The organism is Pseudomonas sp. TH41, assembly GCF_016650695.1.
Taxonomy (GTDB): Bacteria; Pseudomonadota; Gammaproteobacteria; order Pseudomonadales; family Pseudomonadaceae; genus Aquipseudomonas.
Genome location: NZ_JAEKFH010000003.1, coordinates 2393144 through 2411084 on the forward strand (window position 1 = coordinate 2393144; position 17941 = coordinate 2411084).

Annotated in this window: 15 protein-coding genes; 8 read left to right on the top strand and 7 right to left on the bottom strand. The window is 60.1% G+C overall.

Features of this window, described 5'->3' with window-relative positions; all coding sequences use genetic code 11:
• Positions 1–63 precede the first annotated feature (63 nt).
• The 4 genes from JFU37_RS13580 to gcvH all read left to right on the top strand — a co-directional run bounded on the left by JFU37_RS13580 (position 64) and on the right by gcvH (position 4499).
• Positions 64–1068, top strand: a complete 1005-nt coding sequence (locus JFU37_RS13580; RefSeq protein ID WP_201115757.1) for an extracellular solute-binding protein — start codon at positions 64–66, stop codon at positions 1066–1068.
• 141 nt (positions 1069–1209) lie between these two features.
• On the top strand, positions 1210–2826 hold the full coding sequence (locus tag JFU37_RS13585; protein WP_201115758.1) for an ABC transporter permease: 1617 nt from the start codon (positions 1210–1212) through the stop codon (positions 2824–2826).
• Positions 2827–2982: 156 nt separating this feature from the next.
• A complete protein-coding gene (gene gcvT, locus JFU37_RS13590; protein ID WP_201115759.1) occupies positions 2983–4065 on the top strand; it encodes a glycine cleavage system aminomethyltransferase GcvT in 1083 nt (360 codons plus the stop codon).
• Between the two features lie 50 nt (positions 4066–4115).
• Complete coding sequence (gene gcvH, locus JFU37_RS13595) at positions 4116–4499, top strand: glycine cleavage system protein GcvH (RefSeq protein WP_201115760.1); 384 nt, start codon at positions 4116–4118, stop codon at positions 4497–4499.
• A 101-nt stretch (positions 4500–4600) separates the two neighbouring features.
• Here the strand turns inward: gcvH and JFU37_RS13600 are convergent, their stop codons facing one another.
• Positions 4601–5740 carry a DegT/DnrJ/EryC1/StrS family aminotransferase gene (locus tag JFU37_RS13600; protein WP_201115761.1) on the bottom strand — a complete coding sequence of 380 codons (1140 nt, stop codon included), beginning with the start codon at positions 5738–5740 and terminating at the stop codon, positions 4601–4603.
• A gap of 154 nt (positions 5741–5894) precedes the next feature.
• Here JFU37_RS13600 and gcvP point away from each other — a divergent pair, with 154 nt between their 5' ends.
• Entirely contained in the window at positions 5895–8768 is a 2874-nt protein-coding gene (gene gcvP / locus JFU37_RS13605) for an aminomethyl-transferring glycine dehydrogenase (protein WP_201115762.1), read from the top strand.
• A 92-nt stretch (positions 8769–8860) separates the two neighbouring features.
• Here gcvP and JFU37_RS13610 read toward each other — a convergent pair whose 3' ends face one another.
• The 5 genes from JFU37_RS13610 to JFU37_RS13630 form a co-directional block, all read right to left on the bottom strand.
• Entirely contained in the window at positions 8861–9172 is a 312-nt protein-coding gene (locus tag JFU37_RS13610; protein ID WP_201115763.1) for a DUF2388 domain-containing protein, read from the bottom strand.
• Positions 9173–9241: 69 nt separating this feature from the next.
• On the bottom strand, positions 9242–9691 hold the full coding sequence (locus JFU37_RS13615; protein ID WP_201115764.1) for an NfeD family protein: 450 nt from the start codon (positions 9689–9691) through the stop codon (positions 9242–9244).
• 8 nt (positions 9692–9699) lie between these two features.
• Positions 9700–10620 carry an SPFH domain-containing protein gene (locus JFU37_RS13620; RefSeq protein ID WP_008150402.1) on the bottom strand — a complete coding sequence of 307 codons (921 nt, stop codon included), beginning with the start codon at positions 10618–10620 and terminating at the stop codon, positions 9700–9702.
• A gap of 108 nt (positions 10621–10728) precedes the next feature.
• Positions 10729–12513: a GspE/PulE family protein gene (locus tag JFU37_RS13625; RefSeq protein ID WP_201115765.1), complete on the bottom strand. Its 1785-nt coding sequence runs from the start codon at positions 12511–12513 to the stop codon at positions 10729–10731.
• Positions 12514–12603: 90 nt separating this feature from the next.
• On the bottom strand, positions 12604–12942 hold the full coding sequence (locus JFU37_RS13630; protein WP_201115766.1) for a hypothetical protein: 339 nt from the start codon (positions 12940–12942) through the stop codon (positions 12604–12606).
• A 126-nt stretch (positions 12943–13068) separates the two neighbouring features.
• Between JFU37_RS13630 and JFU37_RS13635 the strand changes: the two genes are divergently transcribed.
• The gene (locus JFU37_RS13635) at positions 13069–13539 is read left to right on the top strand and encodes an Lrp/AsnC family transcriptional regulator (protein ID WP_018927598.1); all 471 of its coding nucleotides are present in this window, start codon (positions 13069–13071) and stop codon (positions 13537–13539) included.
• A 115-nt stretch (positions 13540–13654) separates the two neighbouring features.
• Here JFU37_RS13635 and JFU37_RS13640 read toward each other — a convergent pair whose 3' ends face one another.
• Positions 13655–15022, bottom strand: a complete 1368-nt coding sequence (locus JFU37_RS13640) for a CYTH domain-containing protein (protein WP_201115767.1) — start codon at positions 15020–15022, stop codon at positions 13655–13657.
• Positions 15023–15200: 178 nt separating this feature from the next.
• On the opposite strand from JFU37_RS13640, the gene argE reads away from it, so the two are divergent.
• Positions 15201–16367, top strand: coding sequence for an acetylornithine deacetylase (gene argE / locus JFU37_RS13645; RefSeq protein ID WP_201115768.1), 1167 nt, complete (start codon positions 15201–15203; stop codon positions 16365–16367).
• A 226-nt stretch (positions 16368–16593) separates the two neighbouring features.
• On the top strand, positions 16594–17892 hold the full coding sequence (argA, locus tag JFU37_RS13650; RefSeq protein WP_201115769.1) for an amino-acid N-acetyltransferase: 1299 nt from the start codon (positions 16594–16596) through the stop codon (positions 17890–17892).
• The last annotated feature ends 49 nt before the right edge of the window (positions 17893–17941 follow it).

Sequence of the window (17941 nt, forward strand, 5' to 3'; positions counted from 1 at the left end):
TTGAGAAGCTAAATGTGAGTCTTTATCATTTGGCCTCACTTTTTCAATCGAGAGACCGCTCCCATGCTGGCACCGAAGCGTCTACTGACCGCCCTCGCCCTGACCCTGACTGGCATTACCGCCGCCCAGGCTGCCGACGAGGTGGTGGTTTACTCTTCGCGTATCGACGAGCTGATCAAACCGGTCTTCGATGCCTACACCGCGAAAACCGGCGTGCAGGTCAAGTTCATCACTGACAAGGAAGCGCCGCTGATGCAGCGCATCAAGGCCGAGGGCGAAAACGCCACCGCCGATTTGCTGCTGACCGTCGACGCCGGCAACCTCTGGCAAGCCGAGCAGATGGGCATCCTGCAACCGTTCACCTCGAAAACCATTGATGCCAACATTCCGTTGCAGTACCGCGCTTCTTCTCACGCCTGGACCGGTCTGAGCCTGCGGGCGCGGACCATCGCTTATTCCACTGCTCGGGTGAAGCCGGGCGAGCTGACCACTTATGAAGGGCTGGCCGACAAGAACTGGGAAGGCCGCTTGTGTCTGCGCACGGCGAAGAAGGTCTACAACCAGTCCCTGACGGCCACCATGATCGAAGTGCATGGCGCCGACAAAACCGAGCAAATTCTCAAGGGCTGGGTGAGTAACCTGTCCACCGACGTATTCTCCGATGACATCGCGGTACTGGAAGCGATCAACGCGGGTCAGTGCGACGTCGGCATCGTCAACACGTACTACTACGGCCGTCTACACAAGCAGAAACCTGATTTGGGCGTGAAGCTGTTCTGGCCGAACCAGGGCGACCGTGGCGTGCACGTCAATTTGTCGGGCATCGGCCTGACCAGGCACGCGCCGCACCCGGAAGCAGCCAAGGCACTGGTTGAGTGGATGACCACTCCTGAAGCGCAGAAGATATTCGCTGACGTGAACCAGGAGTTCCCCGCCAACCCTGCTGTTCAGCCCTCCGCTGAAGTGGCGAGTTGGGGCAAATTTGTGGCCGATACACTGCCAGTGGAAATTGCTGGCAAGCGTCAGGCTGAAGCGATTCGCATGATGGATCGGGCGGGCTGGAACTAAAGATCAAAAGATCGTCCGAACGCGGCACCGAACCTGCGGCAGCTCCTACATTGGGAGGGTGAACACCCTGTAGGAGCTGCCGCAGGCTGCGATCTTTTGCGTTTGACGTAGATTCCGCTGATGTTCCTTAGAGAGTTTTCCTTGGCCCACCCCGCCCAACGCCGCTGGTATCCCTTGGTCTTCGCCATCGCTGCGCTGGTCCTGCTGCCGCTTAGCGTCTTGCTGCTCTCCTGGCAAACCATCGACTATCAAATCTGGTCCCACCTCTGGGGCACCCAGATGCCACGCCTGCTGGGCAATACCCTGACGCTGGTGCTCGGCGTCGGCGTCGGCGTAACGCTCTTGGGCGTCAGCCTGGCCTGGCTCACCAGCCTCTGTGAATTCCCTGGTCGGCGCTGGCTGGACTGGGCGCTGATGCTGCCCTTCGCGATTCCAGCCTACGTGCTGGCCTTTGTCTTCGTCGGACTGCTGGATTTCGCAGGCCCCGTGCAAACCTTGATGCGCGAATGGTTTGGCACCGGCCTGCGGTTGCCGCGAGTGCGATCTACCGGTGGCGTTATTCTCGTTTTGGTGCTGGTCTTTTATCCCTACGTTTACCTGTTGGCGCGCACTGCGTTCCTCGCTCAGGGCAAAGGCCTGATGGAAGCGGCGCGCGTCTTGGGGCAATCCCCATGGCAGGCATTCTGGCGAGTTGCCTTGCCCATGGCGCGCCCGGCCATCGGCGCGGGCGTGGCGTTGGCGCTGATGGAAACCCTTGCGGATTTCGGTGCGGTGTCGGTGTTCAACTTCGACACGTTCACGACCGCTATCTACAAAACCTGGTACGGCTTTTTCAGCCTTTCAACCGCGGCGCAACTGGCCAGCCTGCTGCTGTTGGTGGTCATGGTTGTGCTGTACGGCGAGCGCCGCGCCCGGGGTGCCAGCCGTGTCAGCAACGAACGACCACGGATCAAGGCGCTGTATCACCTGCGGGGATTCAAAGCGCTGGCGGCCATGAGTTGGTGTGGTCTGGTGTTCGCCTGCGCCTTCGTCATTCCGATGCTGCAATTGGTGGTGTGGTTCTGGCAGCGGGGGCGCTTCGATCTGGATGAGCGTTACAGCGGACTGATCATCCACACCTTATACCTGGGCGGCATGGCGGCGCTGATCACCGTCAGTGTTGCCCTGGTGCTGGCGTTTGCCCGACGTCTGGCGCCGACCCGGGCGATCCGTTCCAGTGTCAGCCTGGCCAACCTCGGGTACGCCTTGCCAGGCTCGGTGCTGGCGGTGTCGATCATGCTGGCCTTCAGTTACCTGGACCGCGAACTGGTCATCCCAGTGTCGGGTTGGCTGGGTGGTGCTGGTAAACCGTTACTACTGGGCAGCCTCTCAGCGTTGTTGCTGGCTTACCTGGTGCGTTTTATCGCGGTTGCGTATGGGCCGCTGGAAAGCAGTCTGGCGCGAATACGGCCCTCTTTGCCCGAAGCAGCACGTAGTCTTGGCGTCAGTGGGCCACGACTGTTTTTCAAAGTGTATCTGCCGCTTTTGCTGCCGGGCACGTTGAGCGCTGCGTTGCTGGTGTTCGTCGACGTGCTCAAGGAAATGCCCGCCACCCTGCTGATGCGCCCGTTTGGCTGGGACACGCTGGCTGTGCGGATCTTTGAAATGACCAGCGAAGGCGAGTGGGCGCGGGCGTCGTTGCCGGCACTGACCCTGGTATTGGTGGGGCTTTTACCGGTCATCGGATTGATTCGACGTTCAGCGCATCAAAACGCCTAGGTGCCAGTCCTACACCTTGCGGCTACAATGCGCGGCATTCGGTGCGGTCCGTCTGACAGACCTGGTAGCTAAAATCGGCTGAAAGCCTTCAATTTCAAGGCGTTCACCCCGTGCAGCACCTGCCCGCACCTTCGCCACGCCCGGAAGGAGAAACCCATGGGACAGCGTACGCCTCTGTATGACCTTCATCTCGCCCTCGGCGCGAAGATGGTCGATTTTGGCGGTTGGGATATGCCTCTGCATTACGGCTCGCAGGTCGAGGAACACCATCAGGTGCGCCGTGATTGCGGGGTTTTCGATGTATCCCACATGACCGTGATCGATATCAGCGGCCCCCAGGCCAAGGCCTGGCTTCAGCATTTGCTGGCCAATGACGTCGAGCGCCTGCACAGCTCTGGCCGTGCCTTGTACAGCACCATGCTCAATGAGCGCGGCGGCATCGTCGACGACATGATTGTCTATCGTCTCGACGACGGCTATCGCCTGGTGGTCAACGCCTCAACCCGCAATCAGGATCTGGCGTGGATGCAGGCCCACCTCGATGGTTTCGATGTGCAGCTGCATGAACGCTCCGAATTGGCGATGTTGGCCATTCAAGGGCCTCTGGCCCGGCACAAAATCTGCGAACTCGTCACCCAATCCCGTGGCAACCTGATCCAGCTGCTCAAGCCTTTTGAAGGCCAGCCCGACGGTGACTGGTTCATCGCGCGTACCGGTTACACCGGCGAAGATGGTCTGGAAATCATTCTGCCGGCCAATCAGGCACCGGGATTTTTCAACGATCTGGTGGGGGCGGGCATCTCCCCAATCGGTCTTGGTGCTCGAGACACCCTGCGTGTCGAAGCCGGCATGAACCTTTACGGTCAGGACATTCATCAAGACGTTTCACCGCTGGCCTCCAACATGGCCTGGAGCATTGCCTGGGAACCGGCCACTCGTCAGTTCATTGGCCGCGACGCTCTTGAAGCCGAAAGGACTAACGGCATACAACACAAACTGGTGGGTCTGGTCCTTGAGGAGCGCGGGGTTTTACGCGCTCATCAAGTGGTCCGCATCGCCAATGTTGGCGAAGGGGAGATCACCAGTGGTAGTTTCTCTCCTACGCTTAGCAAGTCGATAGCACTGGCGCGCGTGCCGATGGCAACTGCCGACCGCGCTGAAGTGGAAATCCGTGGCAAGTGGTACCCGGTCCGAGTGGTCAAACCGACCTTCGTCCGCCATGGCAAAACCTTGATCTAACCTTTTTTGGCGGGCTACGACCGCTGACATTTTTCTTGAGGACACAGAACATGAGCGATATCCCTGCCGGCCTGCGTTTTGCCGAAAGTCACGAATGGGCTCGTCTGGAAGCCGATGGCACCGTCACGGTGGGCATCAGCGATCACGCTCAGGAAGCCTTGGGCGACGTGGTGTTCGTTGAACTGACCGAAGTCGGAAAAGTCTTCGCTGCCGGTGATCAATCCGGTGTGGTGGAGTCGGTTAAAGCCGCTTCGGATATCTATTCCCCGGTGGCCGGTGAAGTGATTGCGATCAACGAAGACCTGAGCGGTTCGCCAGAACTGCTCAACACCGACCCGTACGGCGCCTGGATCTTCAAGCTCAAGCCAAGCAACACGGCTGACCTGGACAAGCTGCTCGATGCGGCGGGTTACAAGGCCGCCATCGGCGAGTAATCCTCGCCCATGTAGGAGCTGCCGCAGGCTGCGATCTTTTGATCTTGGGAACGAAAATCAAAAGATCGCAGCCTTCGGCAGCTCCTACATATATGGGCGGTTTATGGCTTTAGAACGGCCTTCACCGCTGCCACCGAACGCTCGACGTCCGCTTTGCTCATGGCCGAAAACATCGGCAACGAAACAATCAGGCGACCCACCCGTTCCGCCACCGGGAACATGCCTTCCTTGAAACCGCGTTCACGGTAAAGGCTCAGCAGGTGAATCGGCGGGTAGTGATAACCGATGCCGATGCCCAATGCCTGCATCTGCTCCATGAACGTGGCCCGTGCCGGTTGGCCATCCTTACGTTCTGGCAGCACCAGCTGGAACAAATGCCAGTTGCTGTTCTGGAAGTCCGCCGGAGGCAGTTGAGCCCCGTACTGCGCTTCGAAGTCCTCGCCAAAGCAAGCAAAGTAGTGCCTGGCCAGCTCACGCCGATGAGCGGTGATCGATTCGATGTGTGCAAACTGCCCCAGACCAATGGCCGCTGCCACATCAGTCATGTTGAACTTGCCGCCCAGCACATCAACGTCCAGTCCATCGAAGCCGCTGCGGGTGACGCCCTGTAAACGGTACTTCTCCGCCAATCGCACTTCCTCGGCATTGTTCAATACCAGGCAACCGCCCTCTGACGAGGTGACGTTTTTGTTCGCCTGGAAACTGAAGGACACGAAGTCGCCGGTCGAGCCAATGCGCTGGCCGTTCCAGCTTGAGCCCAGCGCTTGGGCCGCATCTTCCACCACCCGCAGATCGTGCTTTTTCGCCAGTGCATACAGGTGCGTCATGTCTACTGGCAGCCCGGCGAGATACACCGGGATAATGGCTTTGGTGCGCGGGGTGATGGCGGCTTCGAGCTGTGCGAGGTCGATGTTGCGGGTCATCGGGTCGATGTCGGCAAACACTGGCGTGGCGCCGACCTCCAGAATGACGTTGGCGGTGGCGACCCAGGAAATCGGTGTGGTGATCACTTCATCGCCCGGCCCGATACCGGCAATGCGCAAGGCGATTTCCATGGTGCAGGTGCCGGAGTTGAAGGTGCGCACCGGGCGCCCGCCAAAATACTCCGAGAGTTGCGCTTCAAAGGCCTGGACCTTGGGGCCGCTGGTAATCCAGCCCGAGCGCAATACATCACCCACAGCGGCAATGGTGGCTTCGTCGATGGTTGGTTTGGAGAAAGGCAGGAAAGGCAGTTGGCTCATGAATTCAAAAACCCGATCAGCGGACATTAGGCAAGTGTCGAGCATGATGATCCGGATTGGTTCCCGGCGCCACGTCATCCGCTCGAGTATCGACTGCTATGCTGCTTTGACCGAGTTGCATCGACGCTGAGCGCCAGTCCAGAGAGAGCCCGTCATGTCCCAGTTGCCGTCCTTGAGCCAGTTACGCGACCCCAATGCCTTTCTTCGCCGCCACCTCGGCCCCGATGCCGCCGAGCAGCAGGCGATGCTCGACAGCCTCGGCCTCGGCAGCCGGGTAGAGCTGATCGAGCAGACGGTGCCGCCGGGAATCCGCCTGAACCGGGCGCTCGACCTGCCGCCCGCCCTCGACGAGGAAGCCGCGCTGGCCAAGCTTCGGGGTTACGCCGAGCAAAACCAGGTCTGGACCAGCCTGATTGGTATGGGTTATTACGGCACCCTGACGCCGGCGGTTATTCTGCGCAATGTGCTGGAAAATCCTGGTTGGTACACCGCCTACACACCTTATCAACCGGAAATCGCCCAAGGTCGGCTCGAAGCGCTGCTGAACTTCCAGCAGTTGACCATCGACCTCACAGGACTGGAACTGGCTAACGCATCGCTGCTGGATGAAGCCACTGCAGCGGCGGAAGCCATGGCGCTGGCCAAGCGAGTCGCCAAGTCCAAAAGCAATCTGTTCTTCGTCGACGAAAACTGTCATCCGCAAACCATTTCCGTGGTGCAGACCCGGGCTGAAGGGTTTGGGTTCGAGCTGATCGTCGACGCTGTGGATAACTTGAAACAGCACCAGGTGTTCGGCGCTCTGCTGCAATATCCCGACACCCACGGTGAGATCCGCGACCTTCGCCCATTGATCGATCACCTGCATGCCCAGCAAGCCCTGGCCTGTGTTGCGACTGACCTGCTGAGTCTGCTGTTGCTGACCCCGCCGGGGGAGTTGGGCGCCGATGTGGTATTTGGTTCGTCCCAGCGGTTTGGCGTACCCATGGGTTACGGTGGGCCGCATGCGGCGTTTTTCGCCAGCCGCGATGAGTACAAACGGGCGATTCCCGGGCGGATCATCGGTGTCTCGAAAGACGCTCGCGGCAACGTCGCCTTGCGCATGGCTCTGCAGACTCGCGAACAACATATCCGCCGGGAGAAGGCCAATTCGAACATCTGTACCGCTCAGGTGCTGCTGGCCAATATCGCCAGTTTCTACGCGGTCTACCACGGCCCCGAAGGGCTCAAGCGGATTGCCCAGCGTGTTCACCGGCTGACCTGCATCCTCGCCGAGGGCCTGGCGCGCCACGGCATCACCCGTCTCAATAAACACTTTTTCGACACGCTGACTCTGGAGGTCGGCGGTTCCCAGACGGCGATCATCGAAAGCGCCCAATCGGCTCAAATCAACTTGCGCATTCTCGGGCGCGGGCAACTGGGGCTGAGCCTCGACGAAACCTCTGACGAGGCCACCGTAGCGAAACTGTTCGATGTGTTCCTCGGTGCCGATCATGGACTGAACGTCGACGAACTGGACGCTGAAAGCCTGGTGTCCGGTATTCCTGGCGGGCTGCTGCGGACGACGCCGTATCTGCGTCACCCGGTGTTCAGCGCCCATCACAGCGAAACCGAGATGCTGCGCTACCTCAAGCAACTGGAGAACAAGGACCTGGCGCTCAACCAGTCGATGATCCCGCTGGGCTCCTGCACCATGAAACTCAACGCCACTAGCGAGATGATCCCGATCACCTGGCCGCAGTTCGCCAATCTGCACCCGTTTGTGCCGAAAGAGCAGGTGGTAGGTTATTCGCTGATGATCGACGAGTTGGAGCGCTGGCTCTGCGCGATCACCGGTTTCGATGCGATCTGCATGCAACCCAATTCCGGTGCCCAGGGTGAGTACGCCGGGTTGCTGGCGATCCGCAAATATCACGAGAGCCGCCATCAGGGCGCGCGGGATGTCTGCCTGATTCCGTCCTCGGCCCACGGCACCAACCCGGCTTCGGCGCAAATGGCGGGTATGCGGGTGGTGATCGTCGAGTGCGACGACGCGGGCAACGTCGATCTGGATGACCTGAAAGAAAAAGCCGCGCAGGCTGGGGAACAACTCGCCTGCCTGATGGCGACTTATCCTTCGACCCATGGCGTCTATGAGGAAGGTATCAGCGAAATCTGTGAAGTTATCCACAGCCATGGCGGCCAGGTGTACATGGATGGCGCCAACCTCAATGCCCAGGTCGGCCTGGCGCGGCCGGCGGACATTGGCGCCGACGTGTCCCACATGAACCTGCACAAGACGTTCTGCATTCCCCACGGCGGAGGCGGGCCGGGGATGGGGCCGATTGGCGTGAGGGCACATCTGGCACCCTTCGTCGCCAATCACCCGGTAGTACCGATTGAAGGACCGTTGGCGCAGAACGGCGCCGTCAGCGCAGCGCCTTGGGGCAGCGCCAGCATTCTACCGATCAGCTGGATGTACATCGCCATGATGGGGCCGCAACTGGCCGATGCCAGCGAAGTGGCGATCCTTGCCGCGAATTACCTGGCGCAGCACCTTTCCGGTGCGTTCCCGGTGCTCTACAGCGGGCGTAACGAGCGGGTGGCCCACGAATGCATTCTCGACCTGCGCCCACTCAAGGCGCTGACCGGGATCAGCGAAGAGGACGTTGCCAAGCGCCTGATGGACTACGGCTTCCATGCGCCGACCATGTCGTTTCCGGTGCCGGGCACTTTGATGGTCGAGCCGACCGAGAGTGAATCGAAGGCGGAACTGGACCGGTTTATCGGGGCGATGCTGAGCATCCGCGCGGAAATCACCGAGGTGCAAAACGGCAACTGGCCGGCCGAAGACAACCCGCTGAAGCGTTCGCCGCACACCCTTGCCGACATCACCGGCGTATGGGACCGGCCTTATAGCATTGAGCAGGCGGTTACGCCCGATGTACACACCAAGGCTCACAAGTATTGGCCGGTGGTGAATAGGGTGGACAATGTTTACGGTGACCGGAATCTGTTTTGTGCGTGTGTTCCGGTGGACGATTACCGCTGAAACAAACGTCCCCCTGTAGGAGCGAGCTTGCTCGCGATGGTATGTCAGCAACATTGACGTCGACTGACACACCATCGCGAGCAAGCTCGCTCCTACAAGGCGGCATTCTTCGCCAGGATTGCGTTCGCCAGTTCCATGTCCGTGGCCTGCAAGCCCGGGTTGTCGGCGCGGACTTTCTGCATCGCGGCTTCCAGGTAAGGACCGCGGATGCCGCCATCGGTGGCGACAAAGCTACTGGCATCGTCCTGGGCAGCGACCATCAGCTTATGATCCCTGGAGGTCAGGTAGGTCGAGCCGGTGGTGGCACCGGAGGATAAGACGTTACGCCAAAAGGTATCGGCCATCGCCGAACCGACTGGAAGGGACAACAGGGCGACGGTAGCGATAGCAAGTTTGAAACGCATGATTGGGTGACTCCACAGGGTTAACTACGGCCTTTGATTGCCAATCCCCCAGCCGAGTTCCATCACCGCTCACTGCGCCGGTTCGACCAGCAAAATGGCCCCTTGCTGCCCGATCACCCTGACGCGGCTACCGAGTGCTGCGTCTGGACCTCGGGCCATCCACACACCGTCGGCGACCTTGATCTTGCCGCGACCGTCGACAATCGCTTCATGCACCACGAAGGTTTTGCCGATCAATTCCTGGCCCCGCAGATTGAGATTGGGCTCGTCACTCTGGCGCACCGCGCTGCGCTGGCGTCTCCACCAGTACAAGGCAGTCGCGATCGAGAGCAGGCCGAACAGCAGAAACTGCAATTCCCAGGACATGTCCGGCACTGCAAAGGTCAGGACGCCAACGGCTGCGGCGGCCATGCCGATCCACAGCAGATAACCACCGGCACCGAACACTTCGAGAATCAGCAGCACGGTGCCCAGCGCCAGCCAGTCCCAGAATGATAAATGCTGCAGAAATGCCCACATAATGTGCCTCAGGCTTTCTTGTTATCGAACGTGGCCTTGACGATTTCGCCGATGCCGCCGACCGCGCCGATCATCGAGCTGGCCTCGAGCGGCATCAGAATCACTTTACTGTTGTTGGCCGAGGCCAGTTTGCCCAGCGCATCGATGTACTTCTGCGCGACGAAATAGTTGACCGCTTGCACGTTGCCGCCCGCGATGGCTTCGGACACCACTTTGGTCGCCTGGGCTTCAGCTTCGGCTTGCCGTTCACGGGCTTCCGCTTCGAGGAACGCCGCTTGACGACCCCCTTCGGCCTCCAGAATCTGCGCCTGCTTCTTGCCTTCGGCCGTCAGGATCGCGGCGGCTCGCAGGCCTTCGGCTTCAAGGATTTGTGCGCGCTTGATCCGCTCGGCTTTCATTTGCCCCGACATCGCGGCCATCAAGTCAGCCGGAGGGCTGATGTCCTTGATCTCGATCCGGGTGATCTTGATGCCCCACGGCGCCGTGGCTTCGTCGACGGTGCGCAGCAGTTTTTCGTTGATCCCGTCACGCTGGCTGAGCATCGCGTCCAGTTCCATCGAACCGAGCACGGTACGGATGTTGGTTTGCAGCAGGTTGCGGATGGCATGTTCGAGGTTGTTCACCTCGTAGGCGGCCTGTGCGGTGTTGACCACCTGGAAGAAGCACACGGCGTCGATCTGCACGGTGGCGTTGTCGGCGGTGATGACTTCCTGGGGCGGAATGTCCAGCACGCTTTCCATCACGTTGATCTTGCGACCGATGCGGTCCATGACCGGAATGATGATATTCAGGCCTGGCTTCAGGGTGTTGGTGTAACGGCCAAAACGCTCGACCGTCCACTGGTAACCCTGAGGCACAACCTTGAAGCCCATGAACAGAATGGCGACCACGAGGCCGACAAACAGTAAAAGCACGCTACCGATCTGCATAACGATTCCCTGTTGATCAATGAAGTTGCGATCGCAGGAGTGTAGCGGCGCGGGTGGGGGATAAGAACTGTTAGTCGGCCCTTGCATCATCAAGAGACACAAAAGGGTTCATTTCTGCTCGCTCTGCGGCGTCACCCGCAACACTTCCTCGAGAGTGGTCAACCCGGCCGCCACTTTCTGCGCACCGGATAACCGCAAACTGCGCATGCCTTCCTTGAAGGCCTGGCGTCGGATCGCCAGCAAATCGGTATCCGGGTTGATCAGCGCCTTGACGCCATCTGTCAGCTGCATGATTTCGTAAACCCCGGCGCGACCTCGGTAGCCGGTGTCGCGGCATTCCAGGCAACCGATGGCGCGTTGGGCATGGGTGGGTAGCGGCGCTTGCCAGGGTTTGGTCAGGGTTTGCCAGTCCTCTTCGCCCAGCGTCAGCGGCGCCTTGCAGTGCGGGCACAAGGTGCGGACCAGCCGTTGGGCCATTACCCCGAGCACCGTGGCTTTGATCAGGTAATGCGGGACGCCCAGTTCCAGCAGGCGGCTGATCGCGCTGGGCGCATCGTTGGTGTGGAGCGTCGACAGCACCAGGTGGCCGGTGAGCGCGGCCTGGATGGCCATTTCTGCGGTTTCGAGGTCGCGGATCTCGCCGATCATGATGATGTCCGGATCCTGTCGCATCAGCGCACGCACACCGGCGGCGAATGTCAGGTCGATGTTGTGCTGGACCTGCATCTGGTTGAACGCCGGCTCGACCATTTCGATCGGGTCTTCGATGGTGCAGAGGTTGACCTCCGAAGTCGCCAGTTTCTTCAGGGTGGTGTAGAGCGTGGTGGTTTTTCCGGAACCCGTAGGGCCGGTCACAAGGATAATGCCGTTGGGTTGGCTCGTCATGTCCTGCCAGCGGCGCAGGTCCTCGACCGAAAACCCAAGCTGGTCGAAATCCTTGAGTAGCACCTCCGGGTCGAAGATCCGCATGACCATTTTTTCGCCAAATGCAGTGGGCAATGTCGACAGGCGCAGTTCGACTTCGCCGCCGTCCGGGGTTTTGGTTTTCACCCGGCCGTCCTGGGGTTTGCGTTTTTCCGCGACGTTCATCCGCCCCAGGCTTTTCAGGCGACTGACAATCGCCATGGTGACCTGCGGCGGAAATTGATAGACGTTGTGCAGCACGCCGTCGATGCGAAAACGCACCGTGCCTTGCTCGCGGCGGGGTTCGATGTGGATATCGCTGGCGCGTTGCTGGAACGCGTACTGGAACAGCCAGTCGACGATGTTGACGATGTGCGCGTCGTTGGCGTCCGGTTCCTGGTCGCTGGCACCGAGGTTGAGCAACTGTTCAAAGTTGCCCAGCGTATTCATCTGTTGATCGTTGTTGTTCGCGCCGGTGACCGATTTGGCCAAGCGGAAGAACTCCACGCTGAAGCGCTGGATGTCCACGGGATTGGCCACCACACGCTTGATCGGCAGCTTTAGCACATGGGTCAGGTCGGCTTCCCAACCATTGACGTAAGGCTGGGCGCTGGCCACGGTGACCGCGTCACGGTCGATGGACACCGCGAGAATCTTGTGGCGCTGGGCGAAGGCGTAGGACATCAGCGGGGTGATGGCCGCGACGTTGATTTTCAGCGGGTCGATGCGCAAGTAAGGCTGGCCGGCCTGCTGCGACAGCCACAGCGTCAGGCTTTCCAGATCGACGTGTTTGCCGGGACGGCTGAGGTCTTCCAGGTGTTGGCTGGCGATAAATTCCAGCGGGTGCATCTGGCCATTGGCGGCGTGACGGCGTCGGGCATTGAGCGCGTGTTCGGCCGAATCCTGGCTGATAAAACCCTGGGCGACCAGCTCACGCAGCAAATCATTGAGATCCAGCCAGCGGTCCTGAATGGCAAGTTGAACGGACATGCGGGCTCCTCAAGAACAACAGTTCGCAAAGGATAGTCGCGGACCCGCCGACCGTTGGGCCACTACCCGACGAAGCCGTGTCGAGTTTTTTCAGCCTGCTGCCTGAGCCGGCTCATCCCACGCCGCATCGGCAGGTTGCACCGCCACTGAACAGACGCTGATCAGGTTGCGTAATTTGTCCGCGATCAGTTGGGCACGGTGCCAGCTCAGACCGTCCATAACGATGTCAATCGACATCAGGTCTTCCATCCGCTGGACGTTGACCTGCTGCGGCGTCAGGCATTGCAAGGCAAACAAGTTGAGCGCCCGGCACAACAAATCGGGCTCAGCCTCGGCGAGCACTTGGTAGTAAGCGCGGCAGTGAGCGTTGCTGACGTTCCAGACATCGGCGCGGGTGGGCGGGGTATTCACGGCTTCTAGATGCGGCATGGTTAGCCTCCAAAATCATTGGAGGAATTTTTACATTCGGTCGGGGGTATTTCTTATCTATGATGGGCCTTATTGGCGATTTATCGAATCGCACTATTCAATAAGTCATTATTTGAAGGTTTTTTTATGCACAGCGAGCTGGATGGCTACGACCGAAAGATTCTCGCATTGCTGCAAGAAGACGCTTCCCTCTCCAGCGCGCAGATCGCCGAACAGGTGGGGCTCTCGCAATCGCCCTGTTGGCGGCGGATTCAGCGGATGAAGGAGGAGGGGATCATTCGCGGTCAGGTGACGCTGCTTGACCGGAAGAAAATCGGCCTTAACACGCAGATCTTTGCGGAGATCAAACTCAACGCGCACGGGCGTTCGAACTTCACTGAGTTTACCGAGGCGATTCGCGGCTTTCCCGAAGTGCTGGAGTGTTATGTGTTGATGGGATCGGTGGATTTCTTGCTGCGGATTGTGACGGCGGACATTGAGGCGTATGAGCGGTTTTTTTTCGAAAAGCTGTCGATGGTGCCGGGTATACAGGAGGTGAACTCGATTGTGGCGTTGTCGGAAATCAAATCCACGACGAGTTTGCCGGTGTTGCGCTGATGTGTGTGACGGATGATTTTGTGGCGAGGGGATTTATCCCCGTTGGGCAGCGAAGCGGCCCCAAAAACGGGCCTGCTGCGCAGTCCAACGGGGATAAATCCCCTCGCCACAGGGCTTACATACGCAGCAGCATCTTCCAGGCACGATTCTGATACACCGCAATCGCCTGCTGCTTACGCGCATCCAGGGATTCATCGGTAATCGGCTCGTTAGCAAGCAGAGCAAGCTGTTTCAGCTCGCCGTACAGGCGATCCATTTCCGGGATGTCCAGCACGCTGCGGGCGTGGTGCAGCCAGGCCTGGATGCGTTCGATACGCGGCAATTGCTCGGCCAGGTCTTCCGGTTGTTGCTGGTAACGCTGCAATTGCAGCGAGGTGGCTTCCTCGCCCAGCAGGCGTGGCAACCAGCTGCCCAGTTGCGCCGCGCCCTGGCGATTGCCGCGCACGTTACGATCGGCAGCCCAGGTGCGGGCCAGCAACCAGCGCGAAGTGGTCAGGGAGAACAGGCCCCAGCGCGGGTCTTCGAGCTCTTCAAGGAACTGCTCAGGCGCGGCTTTACGCACGTCTTCATCGTCCAGACCGGCCTGAACCAGCGGGCGCCAGTCTTCCAGCAACGCATCCAGCGCGACGCGCAAGTCGTGAGTCGACTGGCGCGGTGCCGCCTGGCCGAGGCTGCTCAGCAGTGCGCGCAATTCAGCCAGGTTTTCGACCCAGTCCTGCAACAGGCGCCAGTGGCCATTGAAGCGATACTGCTCGGCCAGACGCTGGCTGCTGCCCAGCAAGTGCCAGCTCAGGGCGGCGAAGGCGTCGTCCAGCGGGGTTTCGGCGGTGATCTGGGGCGCCGGCAAACTCAGTGAATAGCTGTTGGCGTCGTACAGGCGATAACCGCGCTCGGCCTTGCTGATGTCACACGGCATCAGGGGCAGGGTCGCGGCCAGTTCGGCGGCCAGTTCCAAAAGCGCGGCCGGATCGCCTTCACGCAGTTCCAGTTCCAGCTCGCAGATTTCTTCCTTCTGTTTGCCGACCACCACGTGGCCCAGGTCCAGAGCGGCTTCGATGACCACTTTGGTCTTGCCACGGCCCCAGGCGAGCTCGGCGCGCTCGCGGACGAAATCGGTGGTGAAGATCGGCTTCAGGGTTTTCTTGTCCAGTTCGGCCAGCGCTTCGGGCCAGCATTCACCGTCGAGTTTCTTCACGTCGAGCTTGGCTTTGGGCAGGTTCCAATCGTATTCGTTACGTTCGGACAAACCGGCGACGCTCTGGCCGCGCGTCTTGAGGGTCTGAATCACTTCTTCGCCATCGCGGCGCAGGCGCAGGGCAACCTTGGCGCGGGCCAGGTCGCGCTCAGGCGTGTCGAAGTATTGATTCATCAACTCACGGCGTTCCCAGCCACTTTTGTTGCGTTTTTTCAGGAGCGGGTGCTCGCGCAGGGCGGCGAGGGTTTCGCGGCTGACGCGGAGTTTGATTTCGGTTTCTTTCTGCATGGCCGGAAAATCCAGGATCGGGAGCGCAGCCGGGGGAATGTGTGGCTGCCAAGGTCGTGCAGTGTACAGGACTCATTCGAGATAGGGTCTGTTGACGCTTGGTGACGAGCCGAGACGGTTTATTCCTGTCACTGGATGGTTCTATGATGGACTTCAACTAGGGAGTCGGGAGTCAGCGATGCCATTGCCGTCCATGAAAGATCAGTTCGCTGCGCTGATCGCTGCGCCGTCCGTCAGTTGTACCCAGCCCAGCCTCGATCAAACCAATCGTCCGGTGATTGATTTGCTCGCGACCTGGCTTGGTGACCTGGGCTTTGCCTGCGACATTCAGCAGGTCAGCCCCGGCAAGTTTAACCTGCTGGCCAGTTTCGGTTCCGGCCCCGGAGGCCTGGTGCTGGCGGGTCACAGTGACACCGTGCCGTTCGATGGCGCGCTGTGGCAGACCGACCCGCTGAAACTCACCGAAGTTGACGGCCGCTGGGTCGGTTTGGGCAGTTGTGACATGAAGGGCTTTTTCGCCCTGGCCATTGAAGCCGTCAAACCCTTGCTCGATCAACCGTTCAAGCAGCCGTTGCTGATTCTTGCCACCTGCGATGAAGAAAGCTCGATGTCCGGTGCCCGTGCATTGGCGCAAGCGGGGCGGCCGTTGGGCCGTGCGGCGGTGATTGGCGAGCCGACCGGGCTCAAGCCGATCCGCATGCATAAAGGCATCATGATGGAGCGCATCGACATCCTCGGTCAGAGCGGTCACTCCTCGGATCCACGCCTTGGCCACAGCGCCCTTGAAGCCATGCACGATGCCATCGGCGAGTTGCGCGGTTTGCGCCTGCTTTGGCAGCGTGAATTCCGCAACCCGCAGTTCAGCGTGCCCCATCCGACCATGAACTTTGGCTGCATTCATGGCGGCGACAACCCCAACCGCATTTGCGGCCAGTGTTCGCTGGAGTTCGATTTGCGGCCGTTGCCGGGCATGGACCCCAACGCCCTGCGTGCAGCGATTTTGGAGAAGCTCAATCCGATTGCCGAATGGCATCAGGTGAAAATCGATTACGCGCCGCTGTTCCCCGAAGTGCCGCCCTTCGAGCAGGCCGAGGACGCCGAATTGGTGCGGCTCGCGGAAAAGCTCACCGGCCATCGCGCCGAAGCAGTGGCGTTCGGCACGGAAGCGCCTTATCTTCAGCGCCTTGGCTGCGAAACACTGGTGCTTGGCCCTGGCGACATCGCTTGCGCCCATCAACCGGGGGAATTCCTCGAAATGTCACGTTTGCAGCCTACGGTGCATCTATTACGTCAGTTGATTGAACATTACTGCCTGACACCGGCCCAAAACCCGCACACCTTGTAGGAGCTGCCGAAGGTTGCGATCTTTTGATTTTTTAGAAGCAAGATCAAAAGATCGCAGCCTTCGGCAGCTCCTACAGGGGGTTCGCAGTAAATTGTCAGTGTCCCAACCCGTATTCATGAGGAGAGCGCGCGTGTCGCCAAGCCTGTTCCGACGATAACCACCAGCCCGCTGTGCGTTTTCAGTTTCGCCCTTTTTTTCGGCTGCTATTTATTACAGGCCCAGGTTCATGCCCGAATACGTCAATTGGCTTCGTCACGCTTCGCCTTACATCAACGCCCACCGCGATTGCACCTTTGTCGTCATGCTGCCCGGCGACGGCGTGGAGCACCCCAACTTCGGCAATATCGTCCACGACCTGGTGTTGCTGCACAGCCTTGGCGTGCGACTGGTGCTGGTTCACGGTTCCCGTCCGCAAATTGAAACCCGCCTGGCCGCGCGTGGCCTGACCCCGCATTACCACCACGGCATGCGCATCACCGATGCGGCGACGCTGGAGTGTGTGATCGATGCGGTCGGCCAGTTGCGCATTGCGATCGAAGCGCGCCTGTCGATGGACATGGCTTCGTCGCCAATGCAGGGCTCGCGTCTGCGGGTGGCCAGCGGCAACCTGGTGACCGCGCGGCCAATCGGCGTGCTCGAAGGCGTCGACTATCACCACACCGGCGAAGTACGCCGGGTCGATCGCAAGGGCATCAATCGCCTGCTGGACGAGCGCTCCATCGTGCTGCTGTCGCCGTTGGGTTACTCACCGACCGGCGAGATTTTCAATCTTGCTTGCGAAGACGTTGCCACGCGCGCCGCCATTGATCTGGGCGCGGACAAACTCCTGCTGTTCGGTGCCGACCTGGGCTTGATCGACGAAAACGGTCGTCTGGTTCGCGAACTGCGCCCGCAGCAAGTGCCCGCGCATCTGCAGCGCCTGGGCAGCAACTATCAGGCTGAACTGCTGGATGCCGCCGCTGAAGCCTGTCGTGGCGGCGTGGCTCGTAGCCATATCGTCAGCTATGTCGAAGACGGCGCGCTGCTGACCGAACTGTTCACCCGCGACGGCGGCGGTACGCTGGTGGCGCAGGAGCAATTCGAGGTCGTGCGCGAAGCGGCGATCGAAGACGTCGGCGGTTTGCTGGACTTGATCAGCCCGCTGGAAGAGCAGGGGATTCTGGTGCGTCGTTCCCGCGAGGTGCTGGAGCGTGAGATCGAACAGTTCAGCGTGGTCGAACGCGAAGGCATGATCATCGCTTGCGCGGCGCTGTATCAGATTGCCGATTCGGATGCCGGGGAGTTGGCGTGTCTGGCCGTGAACCCGGAATACCGTCATGGCGGTCGCGGGGATGAACTGCTGGAACGGATCGAAACCCGTGCCCGGGCCCAAGGGTTGAAAACCTTGTTCGTACTCACCACCCGGACCGCCCATTGGTTCCGTGAGCGTGGGTTTGTGCCGAGCAGCGTGGACCGGCTGCCGTCGGCGCGGGCGTCGCTGTACAACTATCAGCGCAATTCGAAGATCTTCGAAAAAACCCTCTGATCACGCGCCGACCCTGTAGGAGCGAGCTTGCTCGCGAAGAACGTGAACA

Coding starts and splice junctions, on each gene's coding strand:
- JFU37_RS13580 (WP_201115757.1), top strand. CDS start 64: ATGCTGGCACCGAAGCGTCTACTGACCGCCCTCGCCCTGACCCTGACT.
- gcvT (WP_201115759.1), top strand. CDS start 2,983: ATGGGACAGCGTACGCCTCTGTATGACCTTCATCTCGCCCTCGGCGCG.
- gcvH (WP_201115760.1), top strand. CDS start 4,116: ATGAGCGATATCCCTGCCGGCCTGCGTTTTGCCGAAAGTCACGAATGG.
- JFU37_RS13600 (WP_201115761.1), bottom strand. CDS start 5,740: ATGAGCCAACTGCCTTTCCTGCCTTTCTCCAAACCAACCATCGACGAA.
- gcvP (WP_201115762.1), top strand. CDS start 5,895: ATGTCCCAGTTGCCGTCCTTGAGCCAGTTACGCGACCCCAATGCCTTT.
- JFU37_RS13610 (WP_201115763.1), bottom strand. CDS start 9,172: ATGCGTTTCAAACTTGCTATCGCTACCGTCGCCCTGTTGTCCCTTCCA.
- JFU37_RS13615 (WP_201115764.1), bottom strand. CDS start 9,691: ATGTGGGCATTTCTGCAGCATTTATCATTCTGGGACTGGCTGGCGCTG.
- JFU37_RS13620 (WP_008150402.1), bottom strand. CDS start 10,620: ATGCAGATCGGTAGCGTGCTTTTACTGTTTGTCGGCCTCGTGGTCGCC.
- JFU37_RS13625 (WP_201115765.1), bottom strand. CDS start 12,513: ATGTCCGTTCAACTTGCCATTCAGGACCGCTGGCTGGATCTCAATGAT.
- JFU37_RS13630 (WP_201115766.1), bottom strand. CDS start 12,942: ATGCCGCATCTAGAAGCCGTGAATACCCCGCCCACCCGCGCCGATGTC.
- JFU37_RS13635 (WP_018927598.1), top strand. CDS start 13,069: ATGCACAGCGAGCTGGATGGCTACGACCGAAAGATTCTCGCATTGCTG.
- JFU37_RS13640 (WP_201115767.1), bottom strand. CDS start 15,022: ATGCAGAAAGAAACCGAAATCAAACTCCGCGTCAGCCGCGAAACCCTC.
- argE (WP_201115768.1), top strand. CDS start 15,201: ATGCCATTGCCGTCCATGAAAGATCAGTTCGCTGCGCTGATCGCTGCG.
- argA (WP_201115769.1), top strand. CDS start 16,594: ATGCCCGAATACGTCAATTGGCTTCGTCACGCTTCGCCTTACATCAAC.